The organism is Bacillus sp. FJAT-42315 (assembly GCF_002797375.1).
Classification (GTDB): Bacteria; Bacillota; Bacilli; order Bacillales; family Domibacillaceae; genus Bacillus_CE.
In genome coordinates, this window is record NZ_KZ454941.1 from 3,288,425 (window position 1) to 3,305,924 (window position 17,500).

Annotated in this window: 16 protein-coding genes, 2 rRNA genes and 1 riboswitch (1 of these 19 only partly in view); of the genes, 2 read left to right on the forward strand and 16 right to left on the reverse strand. The window is 43.4% G+C overall.

Going from position 1 to position 17,500, the window contains the following annotated elements; all coding sequences use genetic code 11:
- Positions 1-141: 141 nt before the first annotated feature.
- Both CEF22_RS18605 and CEF22_RS18975 read left to right on the forward strand, forming a co-directional pair.
- A complete protein-coding gene (locus CEF22_RS18605) occupies positions 142-333 on the forward strand; it encodes a hypothetical protein (RefSeq protein WP_157843254.1) in 192 nt (63 codons plus the stop codon).
- A 362-nt stretch (positions 334-695) separates the two neighbouring features.
- Positions 696-785 (forward strand): EYxxD motif small membrane protein, encoded by a 90-nt coding sequence (locus CEF22_RS18975; protein WP_332849182.1) that lies wholly within the window; start codon positions 696-698, stop codon positions 783-785.
- On the opposite strand, the gene purD is transcribed toward CEF22_RS18975, so the two are convergent.
- The 16 genes from purD to CEF22_RS16110 all read right to left on the reverse strand — a co-directional run.
- Entirely contained in the window at positions 754-2,031 is a 1,278-nt protein-coding gene (purD, locus tag CEF22_RS16035) for a phosphoribosylamine--glycine ligase (RefSeq protein ID WP_100403659.1), read from the reverse strand. The two genes, CEF22_RS18975 and purD, sit on opposite strands and share 32 nt — an antisense overlap.
- Positions 2,032-2,052: 21 nt before the next feature.
- Complete coding sequence (gene purH / locus CEF22_RS16040; RefSeq protein ID WP_100403660.1) at positions 2,053-3,588, reverse strand: bifunctional phosphoribosylaminoimidazolecarboxamide formyltransferase/IMP cyclohydrolase; 1,536 nt, start codon at positions 3,586-3,588, stop codon at positions 2,053-2,055.
- Positions 3,588-4,175: a phosphoribosylglycinamide formyltransferase gene (gene purN, locus CEF22_RS16045; RefSeq protein WP_100404047.1), complete on the reverse strand. Its 588-nt coding sequence runs from the start codon at positions 4,173-4,175 to the stop codon at positions 3,588-3,590. The genes purH and purN overlap by 1 nt, the downstream gene beginning before the upstream one ends.
- Positions 4,176-4,186: 11 nt before the next feature.
- Positions 4,187-5,215 (reverse strand): phosphoribosylformylglycinamidine cyclo-ligase, encoded by a 1,029-nt coding sequence (purM, locus tag CEF22_RS16050; RefSeq protein ID WP_100403661.1) that lies wholly within the window; start codon positions 5,213-5,215, stop codon positions 4,187-4,189.
- A 59-nt stretch (positions 5,216-5,274) separates the two neighbouring features.
- A complete protein-coding gene (purF, locus tag CEF22_RS16055) occupies positions 5,275-6,696 on the reverse strand; it encodes an amidophosphoribosyltransferase (RefSeq protein WP_100403662.1) in 1,422 nt (473 codons plus the stop codon).
- Positions 6,672-8,900 carry a phosphoribosylformylglycinamidine synthase subunit PurL gene (gene purL, locus CEF22_RS16060; RefSeq protein ID WP_100403663.1) on the reverse strand — a complete coding sequence of 743 codons (2,229 nt, stop codon included), beginning with the start codon at positions 8,898-8,900 and terminating at the stop codon, positions 6,672-6,674. The genes purF and purL overlap by 25 nt, the downstream gene beginning before the upstream one ends.
- Positions 8,884-9,567, reverse strand: a complete 684-nt coding sequence (gene purQ, locus CEF22_RS16065) for a phosphoribosylformylglycinamidine synthase subunit PurQ (protein WP_095477315.1) — start codon at positions 9,565-9,567, stop codon at positions 8,884-8,886. The genes purL and purQ overlap by 17 nt, the downstream gene beginning before the upstream one ends.
- The gene (purS, locus tag CEF22_RS16070; RefSeq protein ID WP_100403664.1) at positions 9,564-9,818 is read right to left on the reverse strand and encodes a phosphoribosylformylglycinamidine synthase subunit PurS; all 255 of its coding nucleotides are present in this window, start codon (positions 9,816-9,818) and stop codon (positions 9,564-9,566) included. The genes purQ and purS overlap by 4 nt, the downstream gene beginning before the upstream one ends.
- Positions 9,806-10,531, reverse strand: coding sequence for a phosphoribosylaminoimidazolesuccinocarboxamide synthase (purC, locus tag CEF22_RS16075; RefSeq protein ID WP_095477311.1), 726 nt, complete (start codon positions 10,529-10,531; stop codon positions 9,806-9,808). The genes purS and purC overlap by 13 nt, the downstream gene beginning before the upstream one ends.
- An 87-nt stretch (positions 10,532-10,618) precedes the next feature.
- Positions 10,619-11,917 carry an adenylosuccinate lyase gene (gene purB / locus CEF22_RS16080; protein WP_100403665.1) on the reverse strand — a complete coding sequence of 433 codons (1,299 nt, stop codon included), beginning with the start codon at positions 11,915-11,917 and terminating at the stop codon, positions 10,619-10,621.
- Positions 11,914-13,071: a 5-(carboxyamino)imidazole ribonucleotide synthase gene (gene purK / locus CEF22_RS16085; protein WP_100403666.1), complete on the reverse strand. Its 1,158-nt coding sequence runs from the start codon at positions 13,069-13,071 to the stop codon at positions 11,914-11,916. The genes purB and purK overlap by 4 nt, the downstream gene beginning before the upstream one ends.
- Positions 13,064-13,552, reverse strand: a complete 489-nt coding sequence (purE, locus tag CEF22_RS16090; protein ID WP_094836158.1) for a 5-(carboxyamino)imidazole ribonucleotide mutase — start codon at positions 13,550-13,552, stop codon at positions 13,064-13,066. The genes purK and purE overlap by 8 nt, the downstream gene beginning before the upstream one ends.
- A 123-nt stretch (positions 13,553-13,675) precedes the next feature.
- A riboswitch (purine riboswitch) is annotated at positions 13,676-13,777 on the reverse strand.
- Between the two features lie 77 nt (positions 13,778-13,854).
- On the reverse strand, positions 13,855-14,049 hold the full coding sequence (locus CEF22_RS16095; RefSeq protein WP_100403667.1) for an NETI motif-containing protein: 195 nt from the start codon (positions 14,047-14,049) through the stop codon (positions 13,855-13,857).
- Entirely contained in the window at positions 14,046-14,588 is a 543-nt protein-coding gene (locus CEF22_RS16100) for a DUF2179 domain-containing protein (protein WP_095477302.1), read from the reverse strand. The genes CEF22_RS16095 and CEF22_RS16100 overlap by 4 nt, the downstream gene beginning before the upstream one ends.
- A gap of 154 nt (positions 14,589-14,742) precedes the next feature.
- Positions 14,743-14,858, reverse strand: a 5S ribosomal RNA gene (gene rrf / locus CEF22_RS16105).
- 241 nt (positions 14,859-15,099) lie between these two features.
- A 23S ribosomal RNA gene (locus CEF22_RS16110) occupies positions 15,100-17,500 on the reverse strand; it runs 532 nt beyond the window's last position.

Here is a 17,500-nt window from a genome sequence, read left to right on the forward strand (position 1 = left end):
TCCAGCGATATCTTTGTTCTAACATTTATACAGCCTCCTAAAAGGAAGTTATCATTCCATTTATTAAATTATTGATTATCGTAACACATTTTACAGTTTAACGCTCTAAAGAACTACATTTTTTTTGAACAAAATGTGAATTTGAAAAGCGGAAGGCGCTGTTCAGCGACGTATGGACTGGAACGAGCCGATCGAGATAAAGGAAACACGATGAACGTTAGTGAATCGATGTTGACTTATCGCAAGGAGGGGCGTGGAAGTACACTAGTCGCTAGCGCCTGCAGCTGGACAATTCGAAAAGCGGAAGGCGCTGTTCAGCGACGTATGGACTGAAGCCACCCGCACGAGATAAAGGAAACACGATGAACGATAGTGAATCGATGTTGATTTATCGCAAGGAGGATGGCGGAAGTACACTAGTCGCTAGCGCATGGAGCTAGACACTCGAAAAGCGGAGCCGACTGTCCAGACACGACAAGCAAATGACAGAATGACGAAATGGCGTTCTTCAGCCATACAGTCAGGGTGGCATTTGACTCGAGTGTCTAGGAGGCGGAGCTGGACACTCGAAAAGCGGAAGGCGCTGTTCAGCGACGTATGGACTGGAGCATCCGCACTAACCAAAAAGAGGCTGCCCTAGAGACAGCCTCCTTAAAAAGGAGTTGAAAACCATGTTCATGGAATATATGACCGATATGTCATTTATCATAGCAATCATTATTGGCAGTGTAATTGCCACCCTTTTTGTTTATGTTAGACGTTCGAAGAAGAAGCGCGCGCAATAGCACGATTGCCAATATCTTTACGGTAGAAAAAGTGATCTTTTTCTATCGAGCTAATATTATCATATGCTTGTTGCTGAGCTTGTTGAATGGTCGGCGCTTTTCCTGTGACAAGGAGAACACGGCCACCATTCGCACAAATCACGCCTTCTTCATTTTTGAATGTGCCAGCATGTAAAACAGCTGAAGCATCTACTTTGTCCATCCCTTGAATTGGATGGCCTTTTTCATAGCTTTCTGGATAACCGTTTGCTGCTAATACAACACCTAGAACGGATTCATCCTTCCATTTTAGCTCGGGGTTTTTTCCATCTAATACATCAAGGAATACTTGAGCAAGGTCCGATTGCAAGCGCGGAAGCACGACTTGTGTTTCCGGGTCGCCAAATCGAGCGTTAAACTCAATCGTTTTTGGTCCTTCATCCGTTAGCATGAGACCAGCGAAAATAATCCCTGTAAATGAACGACCTTCTGCTACCATTCCTTTAGCAATTGGCACCAAAATCTCTTGAACAGATTGCTCGATCACTTCTTTAGAAATATGAGGGATTGGAGAATAGGCACCCATACCACCCGTATTCGGGCCTTCATCATTATCAAACGCCCGCTTATGATCTTGAGCGGCTTCCATCGGGTAAACATTCTCTCCATTGACAAATGCCATTAAAGAATACTCTTCTCCTTGCAGGAATTGCTCGATAACTACTTTGCTAGATGCGTCACCAAACTTTTTATCTAGCATCATTTCTTCAAGTGAAGTCAGAGCTTCTTCCAAAGTCATCGCAACTGTTACACCTTTACCAGCAGCAAGACCATCCGCTTTTAGGACGATCGGAGCTCCTTGCTCTTCAATGTATGCTTTCGCTTCATCATAAGAATGAAACGCTTGATAACGAGCGGTTGGAATATTATATTTTTCCATCATCATTTTCGCAAAAGATTTACTGCCTTCAAGTACAGCCGCTGCTTGATTAGGACCGTACACTTTTAGCCCTTTGGCTACTAGATGATCGACGATTCCAGCATGCAGTGGGTTTTCAGGTCCTACTACCGTTAAATCAACGTGGTTTTCTAATGCAAATGTGGCTAGCTCCTCGAAGCTCATCTCATCAATCGCGACAAGCTCAGCATCATAAGCAATCCCAGCATTACCTGGTGCACAAAATACTTTTTCTACTTGAGGACTTTCTGCAAGCTTTTTACAAATGGCATGTTCTCTGCCGCCTCGCCCAATGACAAGTACCTTCATTTCCGTTCACCCCGTTTAAAATTAATGTTTAAAATGTCTAACGCCAGTGAAGACCATCGCAATGCCATATTCATCCGCTTTTTTGATAGAGTCTTCATCGCGGATCGAGCCTCCAGGCTGGATGATCGCTGTAATGCCGGCTTTCGCTGCCGCTTCAACTGTATCATTCATCGGGAAGAAAGCATCTGATGCAAGAGCCGCACCCTTCGCTTTTTCTCCTGCTTGCTCAAGAGCGATTTTCGCTGCTCCGACACGGTTCATTTGACCCGCACCTACACCTAACGTCATCTCGTTATTCGTCACAACAATCGCATTCGATTTCACATGTTTCACGACTTTCCAACCAAGCTTCATCGCTGCCCATTCTTCCTCTGTTGGTTCACGCTTAGTCGCCACGCGAATATCTGCATCTTCAATTGAATGATTATCTAAATCTTGTAGCAATAATCCACCTTCAACGGATGTTAATACTTTTTCTTTTGATTTTTCTCCATCAAATGGAAGCGTTAGTAAGCGAATATTTTTCTTCGCTGTTAATACTTCAAGCGCTTCTTCTGTAAATTCAGGAGCGACAATAATTTCAAGGAAAATTTCATGAAGCTTTTCAGCTAGTGCTTTATCGACTGGACGATTTAAAGCCACAATACCACCAAAGATGGATGTTGAATCAGCTGCATACGCGCGATCATAAGCTTCTTCGATCGTTGTACCAACGCCTACACCACATGGATTCATATGCTTCACCGCAACAGCTGCTGGCTCACTAAATTCTTTGACAATTTGTAGCGCAGCATCTGTGTCACGAATGTTATTATAAGACAATTCTTTTCCGTGTAGCTGTGTAGAACGAGCAACAGAAAAAGCAGATCCAAGTGGCTCTTGATAGAAAGAAGCTTGTTGATGTGGGTTTTCTCCATAGCGAAGAGATTGTTTCAATTCATATGTAAACGTCATCGTTTCTGGCTGTTCTTCACCAGTCAACTCTGTCATGTATTTGGCAATCATCGCATCATAAGAAGCTGTATGACGGAAAACTTTTGCCGCAAGCTTTCTTCTTGTTTCTTTCGTCGTTTCACCATCAGCTTTTAGTTCAGCTAAGACCGTATCGTAATCTACTGCATCAACAATAACTGTGACATAGTCATGGTTTTTCGCTGCCGCACGCAACATCGTCGGACCACCGATATCAATGTTCTCAATCGCATCTTCTACTGTCACATCTGGCTTAGCAATCGTTTGTTGGAATGGATAAAGATTCACACAAACAATATCAATCGGTACGATATTTTGCTCTTCCATTTGCTTCACATGATCCGCTTGATCGCGCTTAGCAAGAAGCCCTCCATGAATAAACGGGTGTAATGTTTTCACACGGCCTTCTAAAATTTCAGGAAATCCTGTGACGTCACTTACACTCATTACCGGAACATTTGCTTCCTCAAGCATTTTTTTCGTTCCACCAGTGGAAATGATTTCGATGTCTAAAGCTGCAAGTTCTTTCGCAAAATCTACAATGCCACTTTTATCTGATACACTGATTAACGCGCGTTTCTTCATTATTTTACTTCCTCCTCAGCTGCATTTGTTAAAAGCTGTCTAATCACTTTCGGATACAATTGATGCTCCACCTGCTGAATTTTCTGTTGTAAAGATTCTCTCGTATCTTCATTGACAATCCGTACACTTTCTTGGTCAATAATTGGTCCTGTGTCCATGCCTTCATCGACAAAATGTACGGTGACGCCTGTAATTTTGACGCGAGCGGCAAATGCCTGTCCAATCGCATCTTTCCCTGGAAAAGCCGGAAGCAAGGATGGGTGAATATTGACAATTTTCCCTGCATAGGCATTAAGTAGCGTTTCCCCAATTAAACGCATATATCCCGCTAGAAAAATATAATCCACTTTCGCTTCATGAAGCTTGTTCACTATCTCACGTTCAAATTCAGCTTTCGAGGAATAATCCTTCGCTCGAAAAGCAAACACTGGAATTTGAAGTTTTTCCGCCCGCTTGATCACATATGCATCCGGTTGGTCGCAAATAAGTATCGCAACCTCAGCCGGAATTTCCCCTTTTTGAACCGAATCAACAATCGCTTGAACATTACTTCCGCTTCCAGAAGCAAATAAAGCAATCTTTTTCATTTGCCCCATACTCATGACTTGAATTGAACTCCTTCACCAGCAATAATGCGGCCAATTGTATGAGCTTTCTCCCCTGCTTGTTCAATTAGCTGTTTTGCCTGTTCTTCTTCATCAGCCGATACGATCATCACTAAGCCAATGCCCATATTGAAAATATTGTACATTTCGCTGTATTCAAGTTCTCCATACTTTTTCAATACATGAAAAATATCTGGAATCTCCCATGTTCCCTCTGTAATCTCTGCTCCAAGCCCTGCTGGCAGCGCACGTGGAATGTTTTCAATAAATCCGCCACCTGTAATATGTGCCATCCCTTTGACTTGCAAGCTCTTTAACACTTCAAGAACTGGCTTTACATAAATCCTTGTTGGCGTTAGCAGCACTTCCCCTAATGGTGCTGTTAAGCCTTCTACTTCATCTGTTAATTGAAAATCATGTTTATCGAAAAAGATTTTACGCACTAACGAAAATCCATTGCTATGCAACCCGCTTGATGGAAGCCCGATGATGACATCGCCTTCTTGAATATTCTCACCTGTAATGACCTTACTTTTTTCAACAACGCCTGTTGTGTAGCCAGCAATATCATATTCGCCATCGCTGTACATTCCTGGCATTTCCGCTGTTTCTCCACCGATTAGCGCGCAACCTGCTTGCTCACATCCGTCGGCAACACCTTTCACAATTTGCTCAATCTTCTCAGGAACCGCTTCTCCGCACGCAATATAATCTAAGAAATAAAGCGGCTCGGCACCTTGGACAATGACATCGTTGACACACATCGCGACACAATCAATGCCGATCGTATCATGACGGTCCATGCCAAAAGCGAGCTTTAATTTCGTGCCCACTCCATCTGTACCGGAAACTAACACAGGCTCTTTAATATTTAAAGCAGACAAATCAAACATGCCGCCAAAGCTTCCAAGCGCCCCCATGACTCCTGAACGGTTTGTCCGTTTCACATGCTTTTTCATCCGTTCTACTGCTTCATAGCCTGCTTCAATATTGACTCCTGCTGCTTCGTACGCCTTTGCCATTCGTTGCTCCCCCTTAAAATAGTGCATAGAGAAACTGCCTCAAGGACAGTCTCTCCTGCTTAACACATAATTTCTTTATCACGCGGATGCTTCGTATCCGGATAAATCTCTGTCGGGTATTGACCCGTAAAACAAGCGAGACATTGTCCACAATGATCGTTTTGCTTCTCATGACCAATTGCCTCTACCATTCCATCCAAACTTAGAAACGTTAATGAATCAGCTCCAATTTCATCTCTAAGCTCTTCTTCTGTATAGTGAGCCATAATTAATTCTTCTTGTGTCGATGTATCAATGCCGTAATAACAAGGGTTCTTGATCGGTGGTGAACTGATGCACACATGCACTTCTTTCGCACCAGCATCTTTTAGCATCTTCACAATTCTCTTACTTGTTGTTCCGCGAACAATCGAATCATCAACCATGACGACACGTTTCCCTTCAATGACTCCACGAACAGGAGATAGTTTCATCTTTACTCCTTGTTCACGTAGCGCTTGGGAAGGTTGAATAAATGTCCGACCGACATAGCGATTTTTAATTAAGCCCATCTCGTATGGAATACCTGATTCTTCCGCATAACCGATCGCGGCTGAAATACTGGAATCTGGAACACCTGTGATAACATCTGCTTCAATTTTTGCTTCTTTCGCCAATTGAATGCCCATACGCTTTCTAGCACTATGAACATTAATCTTATGAATATCACTGTCTGGACGAGAGAAATACACGTACTCCATTGTGCAAATTGCCTGATTTGTCGCTAATGAAAAACGCTCAGAATGTAAACCATTTTCATTGATAGTAACAAGTTCCCCTGGCTCCACGTCACGTAAAAATTTAGCTCCAACAATATCAAATGCACATGTTTCAGAAGCAACGACATACGCATCCCCTAATTGACCAATTGATAATGGGCGTAATCCATTTGGATCTAGCGCCACCATTAATTCTTTTTCCGTCATGACAAGGAAAGCATACGCGCCTTTCAACATCGAAAGCGCATTTTTTACACGATCTTTCATTTCACCAAATCCGCCACGACGAATTAAGTGAGCAAGTACTTCAGTATCAGAAGTTGTTTGGAAAATACTCCCTTGAGCTTCCAATTGGTGTTTTAGTGCTGTTGCATTGATTAAGTTGCCATTATGAGCAAGAGCTAAGCTATCTGTTTGCGAGTGAAACAGTAGCGGCTGAACATTTTCATATCCTCCGCCTCCTGCTGTTGTATATCGAACGTGACCGATCGCTCCTGTACCATTCAACTCATTGACTTTCTCTTGAGTAAAGATTTCGGTAACTAACCCTTCACCCTTTAATCCTCGAAGTCGCTTACCATCTGTTATAACGACACCAGCGCCTTCTTGGCCACGATGCTGCAAGCTTTGTAAGCCATAATAAGTGATTTGGGAAGCATCTTCATGCCCCCAAACCCCAAATACACCACACTCTTCGTTTAATCCTCTGATTTCAGCAAGCATGGGATCGCTCCTCTCCAAGCAGCTTCAAGCTCACCAACCTCCGCTTGAATGATTGCTTCGTTGTTATGCTTAATCGTCAAGTTAGCTGCTGTTGTTACTTCTCCAATCAACTTAGCTTCTGGAATGATCGCTTCAAATGCCTCACGATTCTCTTTAGAAACTGTCACAATAAAACGTGATTGCGTTTCACTAAATAGAGCGGCTATTTCATTTCCTTCAACTGTTACTTCTGCTCCAAGACCTGTACGGAACGCCTTTTCCGCTAAAGCGACAGCAAATCCACCTTCTGCCATGTCATGTGCAGATTGAATTGTTCCTTGTTGAATAGCTTGAAGTAAGGCTTTTTGACGCATTTCTTCTACCGCTAAATCTAGCTTCGGTGCTTTTCCAAACACATTGCCGTCGTTATGCAATTTTTGAAGTTCACTTCCGCCAAATTCTGCCTCTGTTTCTCCGATCACGTAAATGAAATCGCCCGCTTGTTTGAAAGTTTGTGTTGTAATATGAGACAAGTCTTTAATTAAACCAACCATTCCAACAACCGGCGTTGGATAAACCGCGACTCCGTTTGTTTCATTATATAAAGAAACGTTTCCGCCAATAACCGGTGTGTGTAACACGCGGCACGCTTCACTCATTCCATCTGTTGCTTTTTCTAACTGCCAGAAAATTTCTGGTTTTTCTGGATTTCCGAAGTTTAAGCAGTCTGTAATTGCTAAAGGCTCCCCGCCGGAACAAACGATATTGCGCGCCGCTTCTGCTACGGCAATTTTCCCGCCTGTTTCTGGATCAAGGTAGATATAGCGTGAGTTACAGTCTGTCGTCATTGCTAATGCTTTCTCTGTGTCGCGAACACGGATGACTGCTGCGTCTGATCCAGGTGATACAACTGTATTCGTACGTACTTGATAGTCATATTGTCCGTACACCCACTCTTTGCTCGCAATCGTTGGTTGAGAAAGAAGTTGAAGCAATGTCTCTTTATAATTTGTCACTTCAGGAACGATCTCATCCATTTCCTGAAACTCACGGTAATAAGCTGGCTCAGAAGAAGGCTTATAGTACACTGGTGCATCTTCTGCTAACGCATCAGCCGGGACCTCTGCTACCACTTCTCCTTTATGCAACAAACGAAGCATGCCATCATCTGTTACTCGACCAATAGATTCCGCTTCAAGGTCGTATTTAGCAAATAAATCTTCAATTTCTTTTTCTCGACCTTTTTTAACAACGATCAACATGCGTTCTTGAGATTCAGAAAGCATCATTTCGTAAGGTGTCATGCCTATTTCACGCTGAGGAACAAGATCCATGTTCATTTCAATACCGGAACCAGCTTTACTAGCCATTTCAGCCGAAGAACTTGTTAATCCAGCGGCACCCATATCTTGAATACCAACAAGTGCATCGTTTTGAATCAGTTCTAAACAAGCTTCAATCAATAGCTTTTCCATAAACGGATCGCCAACTTGCACTGCTGGGCGTTTTTCATCAGACCCTTCACTCAACTCTTCAGAAGCAAATGTTGCTCCATGAATACCGTCGCGGCCCGTTTTTGCACCGACATACATTACTGTGTTGCCAACACCTTTTGCTTGGCCCTTTTTAATATCTTTATGATCGATTAAGCCAACACACATCGCATTAACTAGTGGGTTGCCTTCATAAGAATTATCAAACTGGACTTCGCCACCTACTGTTGGAATGCCGATACAGTTCCCGTAACCTGCAATACCTGCTACGACTTCTTCAAATAAGTATTTCACACGGCTCGTTTTTAACTCACCGAAACGAAGAGAGTTTAATAGTGCTACTGGGCGAGCTCCCATCGAGAAAACATCACGAATGATTCCGCCGACACCTGTAGCTGCTCCTTGATATGGTTCAATCGCAGATGGGTGATTGTGACTTTCAATTTTGAAAACAACGGCTTGTTCATCGCCAATATCGACAATACCCGCTCCTTCACCAGGTCCTTGAAGAACTTTTTCACCGGAAGTTGGGAACTTACGAAGCACAGGCTTAGAGTTTTTATAACTGCAGTGCTCAGACCACATAACAGAGAATAAACCTGTTTCTGTGTAATTAGGTGTACGTCCTAAAATCTGTTCCACTTTCGTAAACTCTTCATCTGTTAAACCCATTTCACGATAGATTTTTTCTTCTTTAATTTGGGCTGCATTTGGCTCAAGCATTAACGACATGGGATTCCCTCCAATGTTTCACAATTGATTGAAATAATTTTAAACCGTCCGCGCTGCCTAGTAACTCGTCTACAGCACGCTCTGGATGCGGCATCATGCCAAGAACATTTCCTTGTTCATTGACAATACCTGCAATATTTTCTAGACTGCCATTCACATTTTCTTTATAAGTGAACACAATTTGATTATTTGCTTTTAATGTTTCTAACGTTTGCTCATCACAGTAGTAGTTTCCTTCTCCATGAGCAATTGGGATCGTAATTTCTTCGCCCTTTTCATACATGGAAGAAAACATCGTTTCAGTGTTTTCTACTTGTAACACAGTTGGGCCACAAATAAATTTTAAATCTTTATTGCGAAGCATCGCACCTGGTAATAAGCCAGACTCTAATAAAATTTGGAAACCATTACATACACCTAAAATCGGTTTTCCAGCTTCGGCTGCTTTCTTCACTTCGTTCATGACCTTTGAAAGGTGAGCAATTGCTCCTGAACGAAGGTAATCTCCGTATGAGAAGCCACCAGGTAATAAAATGCCATCATAAGCGCTCAGATCATCAGCATCATGCCAAATATAGTCCACATTTTCCCCTAGCTCATCTTTAATTGCGTGGAACATGTCAATATCACAGTTAGAACCTGGGAATACAATCACCGCGAATTTCACTGACCAACACACTCCTCAATCTCATATCGGTAGTCTTCGATGACAGGATTCGATAGAAGCTTTTCACACACTTCCTTCACTGTGCCTTCTACATCCGGGTTGGAGCCATCAATTGTTAATTCCATATACTTTCCGATGCGAACATCTTCTACACCTTGGTAGCCAAGGCTCGTTAATGATTGTTGTACTGCTTTTCCTTGTGGATCTAATACACTTTCTCTTAACGTTACGTATACTTTTACTTTGAACATGTTGAATTTCCTCCTAGTCTCTCGAATACCTCGGTATAAGCTTCAATTAAATTTCCTAAATCGCGACGAAATACATCTTTGTCTAGTTTACGGTTTGTATTTTTTTCCCACAAACGACAAGTATCTGGTGAAATTTCATCCGCTAGCATAATTTGTCCATCATGATCTTTCCCAAATTCAACTTTAAAGTCGATCAATTCGATGTCCATTTCAGCAAATAAAGGGATAAGTGCTTCATTAATTTTTAAGGCTTGTTCTTTCATCACTGCCACTTCCGCTTCAGTCGCAACCTGTAATAACTGAATGTGGTCATCGGTTAAAAGTGGATCGCCTAGCTCGTCTTTCTTGTAGTAAAACTCAACTAACGGTTTAGCGAATTGTGTTCCTTCTTCAAAACCAAGACGCTTCGCCAAGCTTCCTGCTGCTTTGTTACGAACAACCACTTCAAGCGGAATAATTTGTACATGTTTGACAAGCTGCTCATGCTCTGAAAGCTGCTCAATAAAATGAGAAGGAATACCAAGCTCTTTAAGCTTTAAAAAGATTAAGCTGCTGATTTCATTGTTCAATCTGCCTTTCCCGGAAATTTCCGCTTTCTTTTCCCCATTAAAAGCAGTTGCTGAGTCCTTGTATTCGATCAATACAATATCTTCATTCTTCGTTGCATAAATTCGTTTCGCTTTTCCTTCGTAAAGCATTGAGCCTTTTTCCATTATTACTCCCCCCGTTAAGGAAAATTAGCAATCTTCAGTCATTAAATATTAGAGAAGGTGCGGATTGGCCCCGCACACTTCCGTTATTTACTTATCAAGCCCAAGACGAGTGAAAATTGTATCGACATGTTTTAAGTGATAGTTATAGTCAAAACAGTCGGCAATTTCTTCTTGAGATAGCTTCGATGTAATCTTTTCATCTGCTTCCACTAACGTGCGGAATAGTACTTGTGTTTCCCATGCTTCCATCGCTTTCGGCTGTACCGTATCATATGCTTCTTCACGTACCATGCCTTTATCAATAAGAGCTAACAACACTCGTTGAGAATAGATAAGACCTAATGTACGATCCATGTTACGCTTCATGTTTTCTGGGAATACCGTTAAGTTTTTCACGATGTTTCCGAAGCGGTTAAGCATATAATTTAAGGCAATCGTTGCGTCTGGAAGGATGATGCGCTCCGCAGAAGAGTGTGAAATATCACGTTCATGCCAAAGTGGCACATTTTCATAAGCAGTCAGCATATGTCCGCGAATAACGCGAGCCAAACCTGTCATATTTTCTGAACCGATTGGATTACGTTTATGCGGCATTGCGGATGAACCCTTTTGCCCTTTCGCAAAGAACTCTTCCACTTCACGCGTTTCACTCTTTTGTAATCCGCGAATTTCTACCGCAAACTTTTCAATCGATGTCGCAATTAAAGCGATTGTACTCATATAGTGCGCATGGCGATCACGCTGTAATGTTTGAGTAGAAATCGGTGCTGGCTTTGTCCCAAGCTTATTGCATACATACTCTTCAACAAATGGATTGATATTGGCATATGTACCAACCGCACCAGAAATTTTTCCGTATTCTACGCCTTCTGCCGCTTGATTGAAACGCTCAAGATTACGCTTCATTTCTTCATACCAAAGGGCAAGCTTCAAGCCGAAAGTTGTTGGTTCCGCATGCACACCATGTGTACGTCCCATCATCACCGTATGTTTATGCTCTTTCGCTTTATTGCGAAGAATCTCTACAAAGTTCTCTAAATCTTTGCGTAAAATATCATTCGCTTGCTTTAACAAATAAGATAGAGCCGTGTCCACTACATCCGTAGAAGTCAGACCGTAATGTACCCACTTACGCTCTTCTCCAAGCGTTTCTGATACGGCACGAGTAAAAGCGACTACATCATGACGCGTTTCTGCTTCAATCTCTTGAATACGCTGAATATCAAAGCTTGCGTTTTCACGAATTTTTTGTACATCTTCTTTCGGGATATCGCCAAGCTCAGCCCAAGCTTCACAAGCTAAAATTTCTACTTCTAGCCATGCTTTAAAGCGATTTTCCTCCGTCCAAATAGCACCCATTTCAGGTCGAGTATAACGTTCGATCATTTCTTTTGTCCTCCGATCATTTCTTCGTTGCTACTCCAGATTCCGCTCGCATCTAACTGATCCAGCACTTCATTCAGTTCATCGGTTAAGATCGTAATATGACCCATCTTTCTTTTGACCTTTGCTTCTGCTTTTCCGTATAAATGAGTCGACCATTCTGGATATTCGACTAAGCCGTTTAACACACCTTCAAGATGCTCACCTAACACATTGACCATCACAGCAGGCTTCAGCAATTGTGGCTTCTTCAGCGGCCAGTTGCAAATCGCACGAATGTGTTGGCCGAATTGCGAAATATCACACGCTTCAATCGTATAATGTCCGGAATTATGTGGCCTTGGTGCTAGCTCATTAATGTAGATCTCTCCATTTTGACCGACAAACATTTCAACAGCCAGCGTTCCCACGAGCGAAACGGCTTCTGCAATTTTCTCAGCCGCTTGAATAGCTGCTTGTGCTACTTCATTAGACACTCTAGCAGGTACAATCGTTTCGTGTAGAATATTGTCCTTATGAATATTTTCTCCAACTGGAAAGTAACTAGTCTCTCCGACAATATTTCGCTGAACAATAACTGAAACTTCTTTGTCAAAAGGGATCCACTGTTCAAGGACGCATTCACCATGCTCCAAAAGCTTAGCCGCTTCTTCAATTTGAGCGGATTCTTTGATCACAAATTGGCCTTTCCCATCGTAACCACCGCGTGCTGTTTTCAATACGGCAGGATATCCGAGCTTACTTATATTATCATAAATTTCGCTCGTTTCGTTGATTACCGCATAAGGAGCAACAGGGACTCCAGCTTTTGTAATAGCGTCTTTTTCTGCTACTCTATTTTGCGTAATTCTAATCAATTCTGCTCCTTGCGGAAGAAAAGCTTTTTCTTGAAGTTTCTTCAAACCATCGTAATCTATATTTTCAAATTCGTACGTAATCACGTCACTCACTTCAGCTAAACGCTCAAGTGCTTCTTGATCATCGTAAGAAGCATTTATTTCAATGTCAGCAACTTGTCCACAAGGTGAATTCTCTCCCGGCTCAAGTACGGCAATTTTGAAGCCTGCTTCCTTTGCCGCCAAAGCCATCATTCGTCCTAATTGTCCTCCACCAATGATACCTATTGTCTGACCGGGCTTTATTATCGCTCTAGCCAAGCTGATCACTACTTTCCATCACAGTTTCTCTTAAAGCGTCACGTCTTTTTTGTAAACGATCAGCTAATTCCTCATTCGTAATTGATAAAATCTCGGCAGCTAGCAAGCCGGCATTCGTTGCTCCTGCCTTGCCAATAGCGACAGTCGCTACAGGAACTCCTCCTGGCATTTGCACAATCGATAATAAAGAATCTAATCCGTTCAAAGCTTTTGATTGGACCGGTACACCGATTACAGGAAGCGTTGTTTTAGAAGCAACCATCCCTGGAAGATGAGCAGCTCCACCCGCTCCTGCAATAATGACCTTAATTCCTCTCTCTCTCGCCTTCTCCGCATAATCAAACATAAGATCTGGTGTGCGATGAGCAGATACTACCTTTTTCTCGTAAGACACTTGCAATTCATCTAACATGTCGCATGCATGCTTCATTGTGTCCCAATCTGAGGTGCTCCCCATAATAACGCCAACGTCAACTGACATGATTTTACCTCCACGTTCGATTCAATTTTAAAAATAAAAACCCAGATGGTTACCCCTCTTTTAATCAAGAGAAAGCAACTCATCTGGGTAAATAAAGACTCGTTAAACATGAAAATGATCCAGATAAATTTATGCTTTCCCCATAGTCCAATCATTTACGGTAATCGGGTAGAAACTTGTAGGCCATATTCCCACTATTATATGAGGCTTCGTTTTCTTCATCTTCATCTTAACAAGTCAAAAAGCATATTGTCAATAAAAAATCGAACAATTATTTTAATGCATTTTATAATGTTCGTGTTTTAAGGTATTAATATCCCCTCAAACACAATTTCTTGACCAATAGGGGTGTATTTTTTTTGCCCATTGATGACTTCTTCTTTAAACACTGGCTGCTCCATTCTTCTGACAGGAACATATCCCTCTTTCTTCATTCTCTCTAAACATTGATCAATGGTTTCATTCTGTTCCACATAAAATTTCTTTTTTTTGCTCATTCTGACAACTTCCCTCTTCTTACATTTTTCACCCAGAACCCACCATGAATCGTTTTTGGTTCATAAGCGATGATAAAAGCTTTTGGATCTAACTCTTTAATTTTCGTATACAATTTTAATTCATATTTTCTCGGTGTTAATATTTGTAAAGACATTCGTTCTCCTTCCAAGCCATTTGCCGCCCAGCTCGTCACACCATATCCTTCTGCACGAAGAGCTTTCGGTAAATCTTTATCATATTCTTTCGTGATCACATTCACTGTAATATAGCCAAGTGCTAGCTTCTCCTCTAACTTCATGCCAACAATAACTCCAAGGCCATATCCAACCGCATAAGCGATGACATTTTGAATCTCATTCAAATTATCTAGAACCAATCCTAATCCAGTAATATAAATGATGATCTCAATCATGCTGACAAATGCCGCAAGATAACGATAACCCTTTAACGTCAAAATCATACGAATCGTAAAGAAGGACACATAGACGACGTTAATAATTAAAATAATGGCTACCATAAATAAGCTATTTTCTAACATATTGATCTCCCTTCAATCTGGGGTATAAGCTGCTTCCCTGATGTTTTTAGTTTAAGCGTACCATAATTTAATTTTAGAAAAAAGAAGATCCACTTTTTACGAACAAAAAAGAAGCATTCCAAAAATTTTCTTTTGAAATGCTTCTTTTATTTATGCCTGGCAACGTCCTACTCTCACAGGGGGAAACCCCCAACTACCATCGGCGCTGAAGAGCTTAACTTCCGTGTTCGGTATGGGAACGGGTGTGACCTCTTCGCTATCGCCACCAGACTATTTAAGACAAATTTTATTATAACAAAATACTTTTGTTTTGCAACAGTTTTTTTGTTATAAAATTTGTTCTTTCAAAACTGGATAATAAGTATTGTAACCTTGCAAATCGCCTATTGGTGTATCTATTTCTAGCTCCGGCTCCTAGACATTCGAGTCAAATAACCTGTCGCTTACAAGACTAACGTCTTTACAGCGCCAGAACATTTGCTTGTCATGTCTGACAGTCGCCTCTGCTTTATTGGTTAAGTCCTCGATCGATTAGTATTCGTCAGCTCCACGTGTCGCCACGCTTCCACCTCGAACCTATCTACCTGATCATCTTTCAGGGATCTTACTAGCTTGCGCTATGGGAAATCTCATCTTGAGGGGGGCTTCATGCTTAGATGCTTTCAGCACTTATCCCGTCCGCACATAGCTACCCAGCGATGCCTTTGGCAAGACAACTGGTACACCAGCGGTGCGTCCATCCCGGTCCTCTCGTACTAAGGACAGCTCCTCTCAAATTTCCTGCGCCCGCGACGGATAGGGACCGAACTGTCTCACGACGTTCTGAACCCAGCTCGCGTACCGCTTTAATGGGCGAACAGCCCAACCCTTGGGACCGACTACAGCCCCAGGATGCGATGAGCCGACATCGAGGTGCCAAACCTCCCCGTCGATGTGGACTCTTGGGGGAGATAAGCCTGTTATCCCCGGGGTAGCTTTTATCCGTTGAGCGATGGCCCTTCCATGCGGAACCACCGGATCACTAAGCCCGACTTTCGTCCCTGCTCGACTTGTAGGTCTCGCAGTCAAGCTCCCTTGTGCCTTTACACTCTGCGAATGATTTCCAACCATTCTGAGGGAACCTTTGGGCGCCTCCGTTACTTTTTAGGAGGCGACCGCCCCAGTCAAACTGCCCGCCTGACACTGTCTCCCACCCCGATCAGGGGTGCGGGTTAGAAGTTCAACACAGCCAGGGTAGTATCCCACCAACGCCTCCACGTAAGCTGGCGCTCACGCTTCAAAGGCTCCTACCTATCCTGTACAAGCTGTGCCAAAATTCAATATCAGGCTACAGTAAAGCTCCACGGGGTCTTTCCGTCCTGTCGCGGGTAACCTGCATCTTCACAGGTACTATAATTTCACCGAGTCTCTCGTTGAGACAGTGCCCAGATCGTTACGCCTTTCGTGCGGGTCGGAACTTACCCGACAAGGAATTTCGCTACCTTAGGACCGTTATAGTTACGGCCGCCGTTTACTGGGGCTTCGGTTCACACCTTCGCTTACGCTAAGCGCTCCCCTTAACCTTCCAGCACCGGGCAGGCGTCAGCCCCTATACTTCGCCTTGCGGCTTCGCAGAGACCTGTGTTTTTGCTAAACAGTCGCCTGGGCCTATTCACTGCGGCTCCTCGGGGCTATTCACCCCAAAGAGCACCCCTTCTCCCGAAGTTACGGGGTCATTTTGCCGAGTTCCTTAACGAGAGTTCACTCGCTCACCTTAGGATTCTCTCCTCGCCTACCTGTGTCGGTTTGCGGTACGGGCACCTTTTACCTCGCTAGAGGCTTTTCTTGGCAGTGTGGAATCAGGAACTTCGGTACTATATTTCCCTCGCCGTCACAGCTCCGCCTTGATGATGACGGGATTTGCCTCGTCATCGGCCTAACTGCTTGGACGCGCATTTCCATTCGCGCGCTTACCCTATCCTCCTGCGTCCCCCCATTGCTCAAATGGTAAATAGGTGGTACAGGAATATCAACCTGTTGTCCATCGCCTACGCCTATCGGCCTCGGCTTAGGTCCCGACTAACCCTGAGAGGACGAGCCTTCCTCAGGAAACCTTAGGCATTCGGTGGAAGGGATTCTCACCCTTCTTTCGCTACTCATACCGGCATTCTCACTTCTAAGCGCTCCACCAGTCCTTACGGTCTAGCTTCACAGCCCTTAGAACGCTCTCCTACCACTGACATCTAAGATGTCAATCCACAGCTTCGGTGATACGTTTAGCCCCGGTACATTTTCGGCGCAGAGTCACTCGACCAGTGAGCTATTACGCACTCTTTAAATGGTGGCTGCTTCTAAGCCAACATCCTGGTTGTCTAAGCAACTCCACATCCTTTTCCACTTAACGTATACTTTGGGACCTTAGCTGGTGGTCTGGGCTGTTTCCCTCTTGACTACGGATCTTATCACTCGCAGTCTGACTCCCAAGGATAAGTTTTTGGCATTCGGAGTTTGTCTGAATTCGGTAACCCGATGGGGGCCCCTAGTCCAAACAGTGCTCTACCTCCAAAACTCTTCCCTTGAGGCTAGCCCTAAAGCTATTTCGGAGAGAACCAGCTATCTCCAGGTTCGATTGGAATTTCACCGCTACCCACACCTCATCCCCGCACTTTTCAACGTGCGTGGGTTCGGGCCTCCAGTAAGTGTTACCTTACCTTCACCCTGGACATGGGTAGATCACCTGGTTTCGGGTCTACGACCTCATACTCATTCGCCCTATTCAGACTCGCTTTCGCTGCGGCTCCGTCTTTCTGACTTAACCTTGCATGAAATCGTAACTCGCCGGTTCATTCTACAAAAGGCACGCTATCACCCATTAACGGGCTCTAACTACTTGTAGGCACACGGTTTCAGGATCTATTTCACTCCCCTTCCGG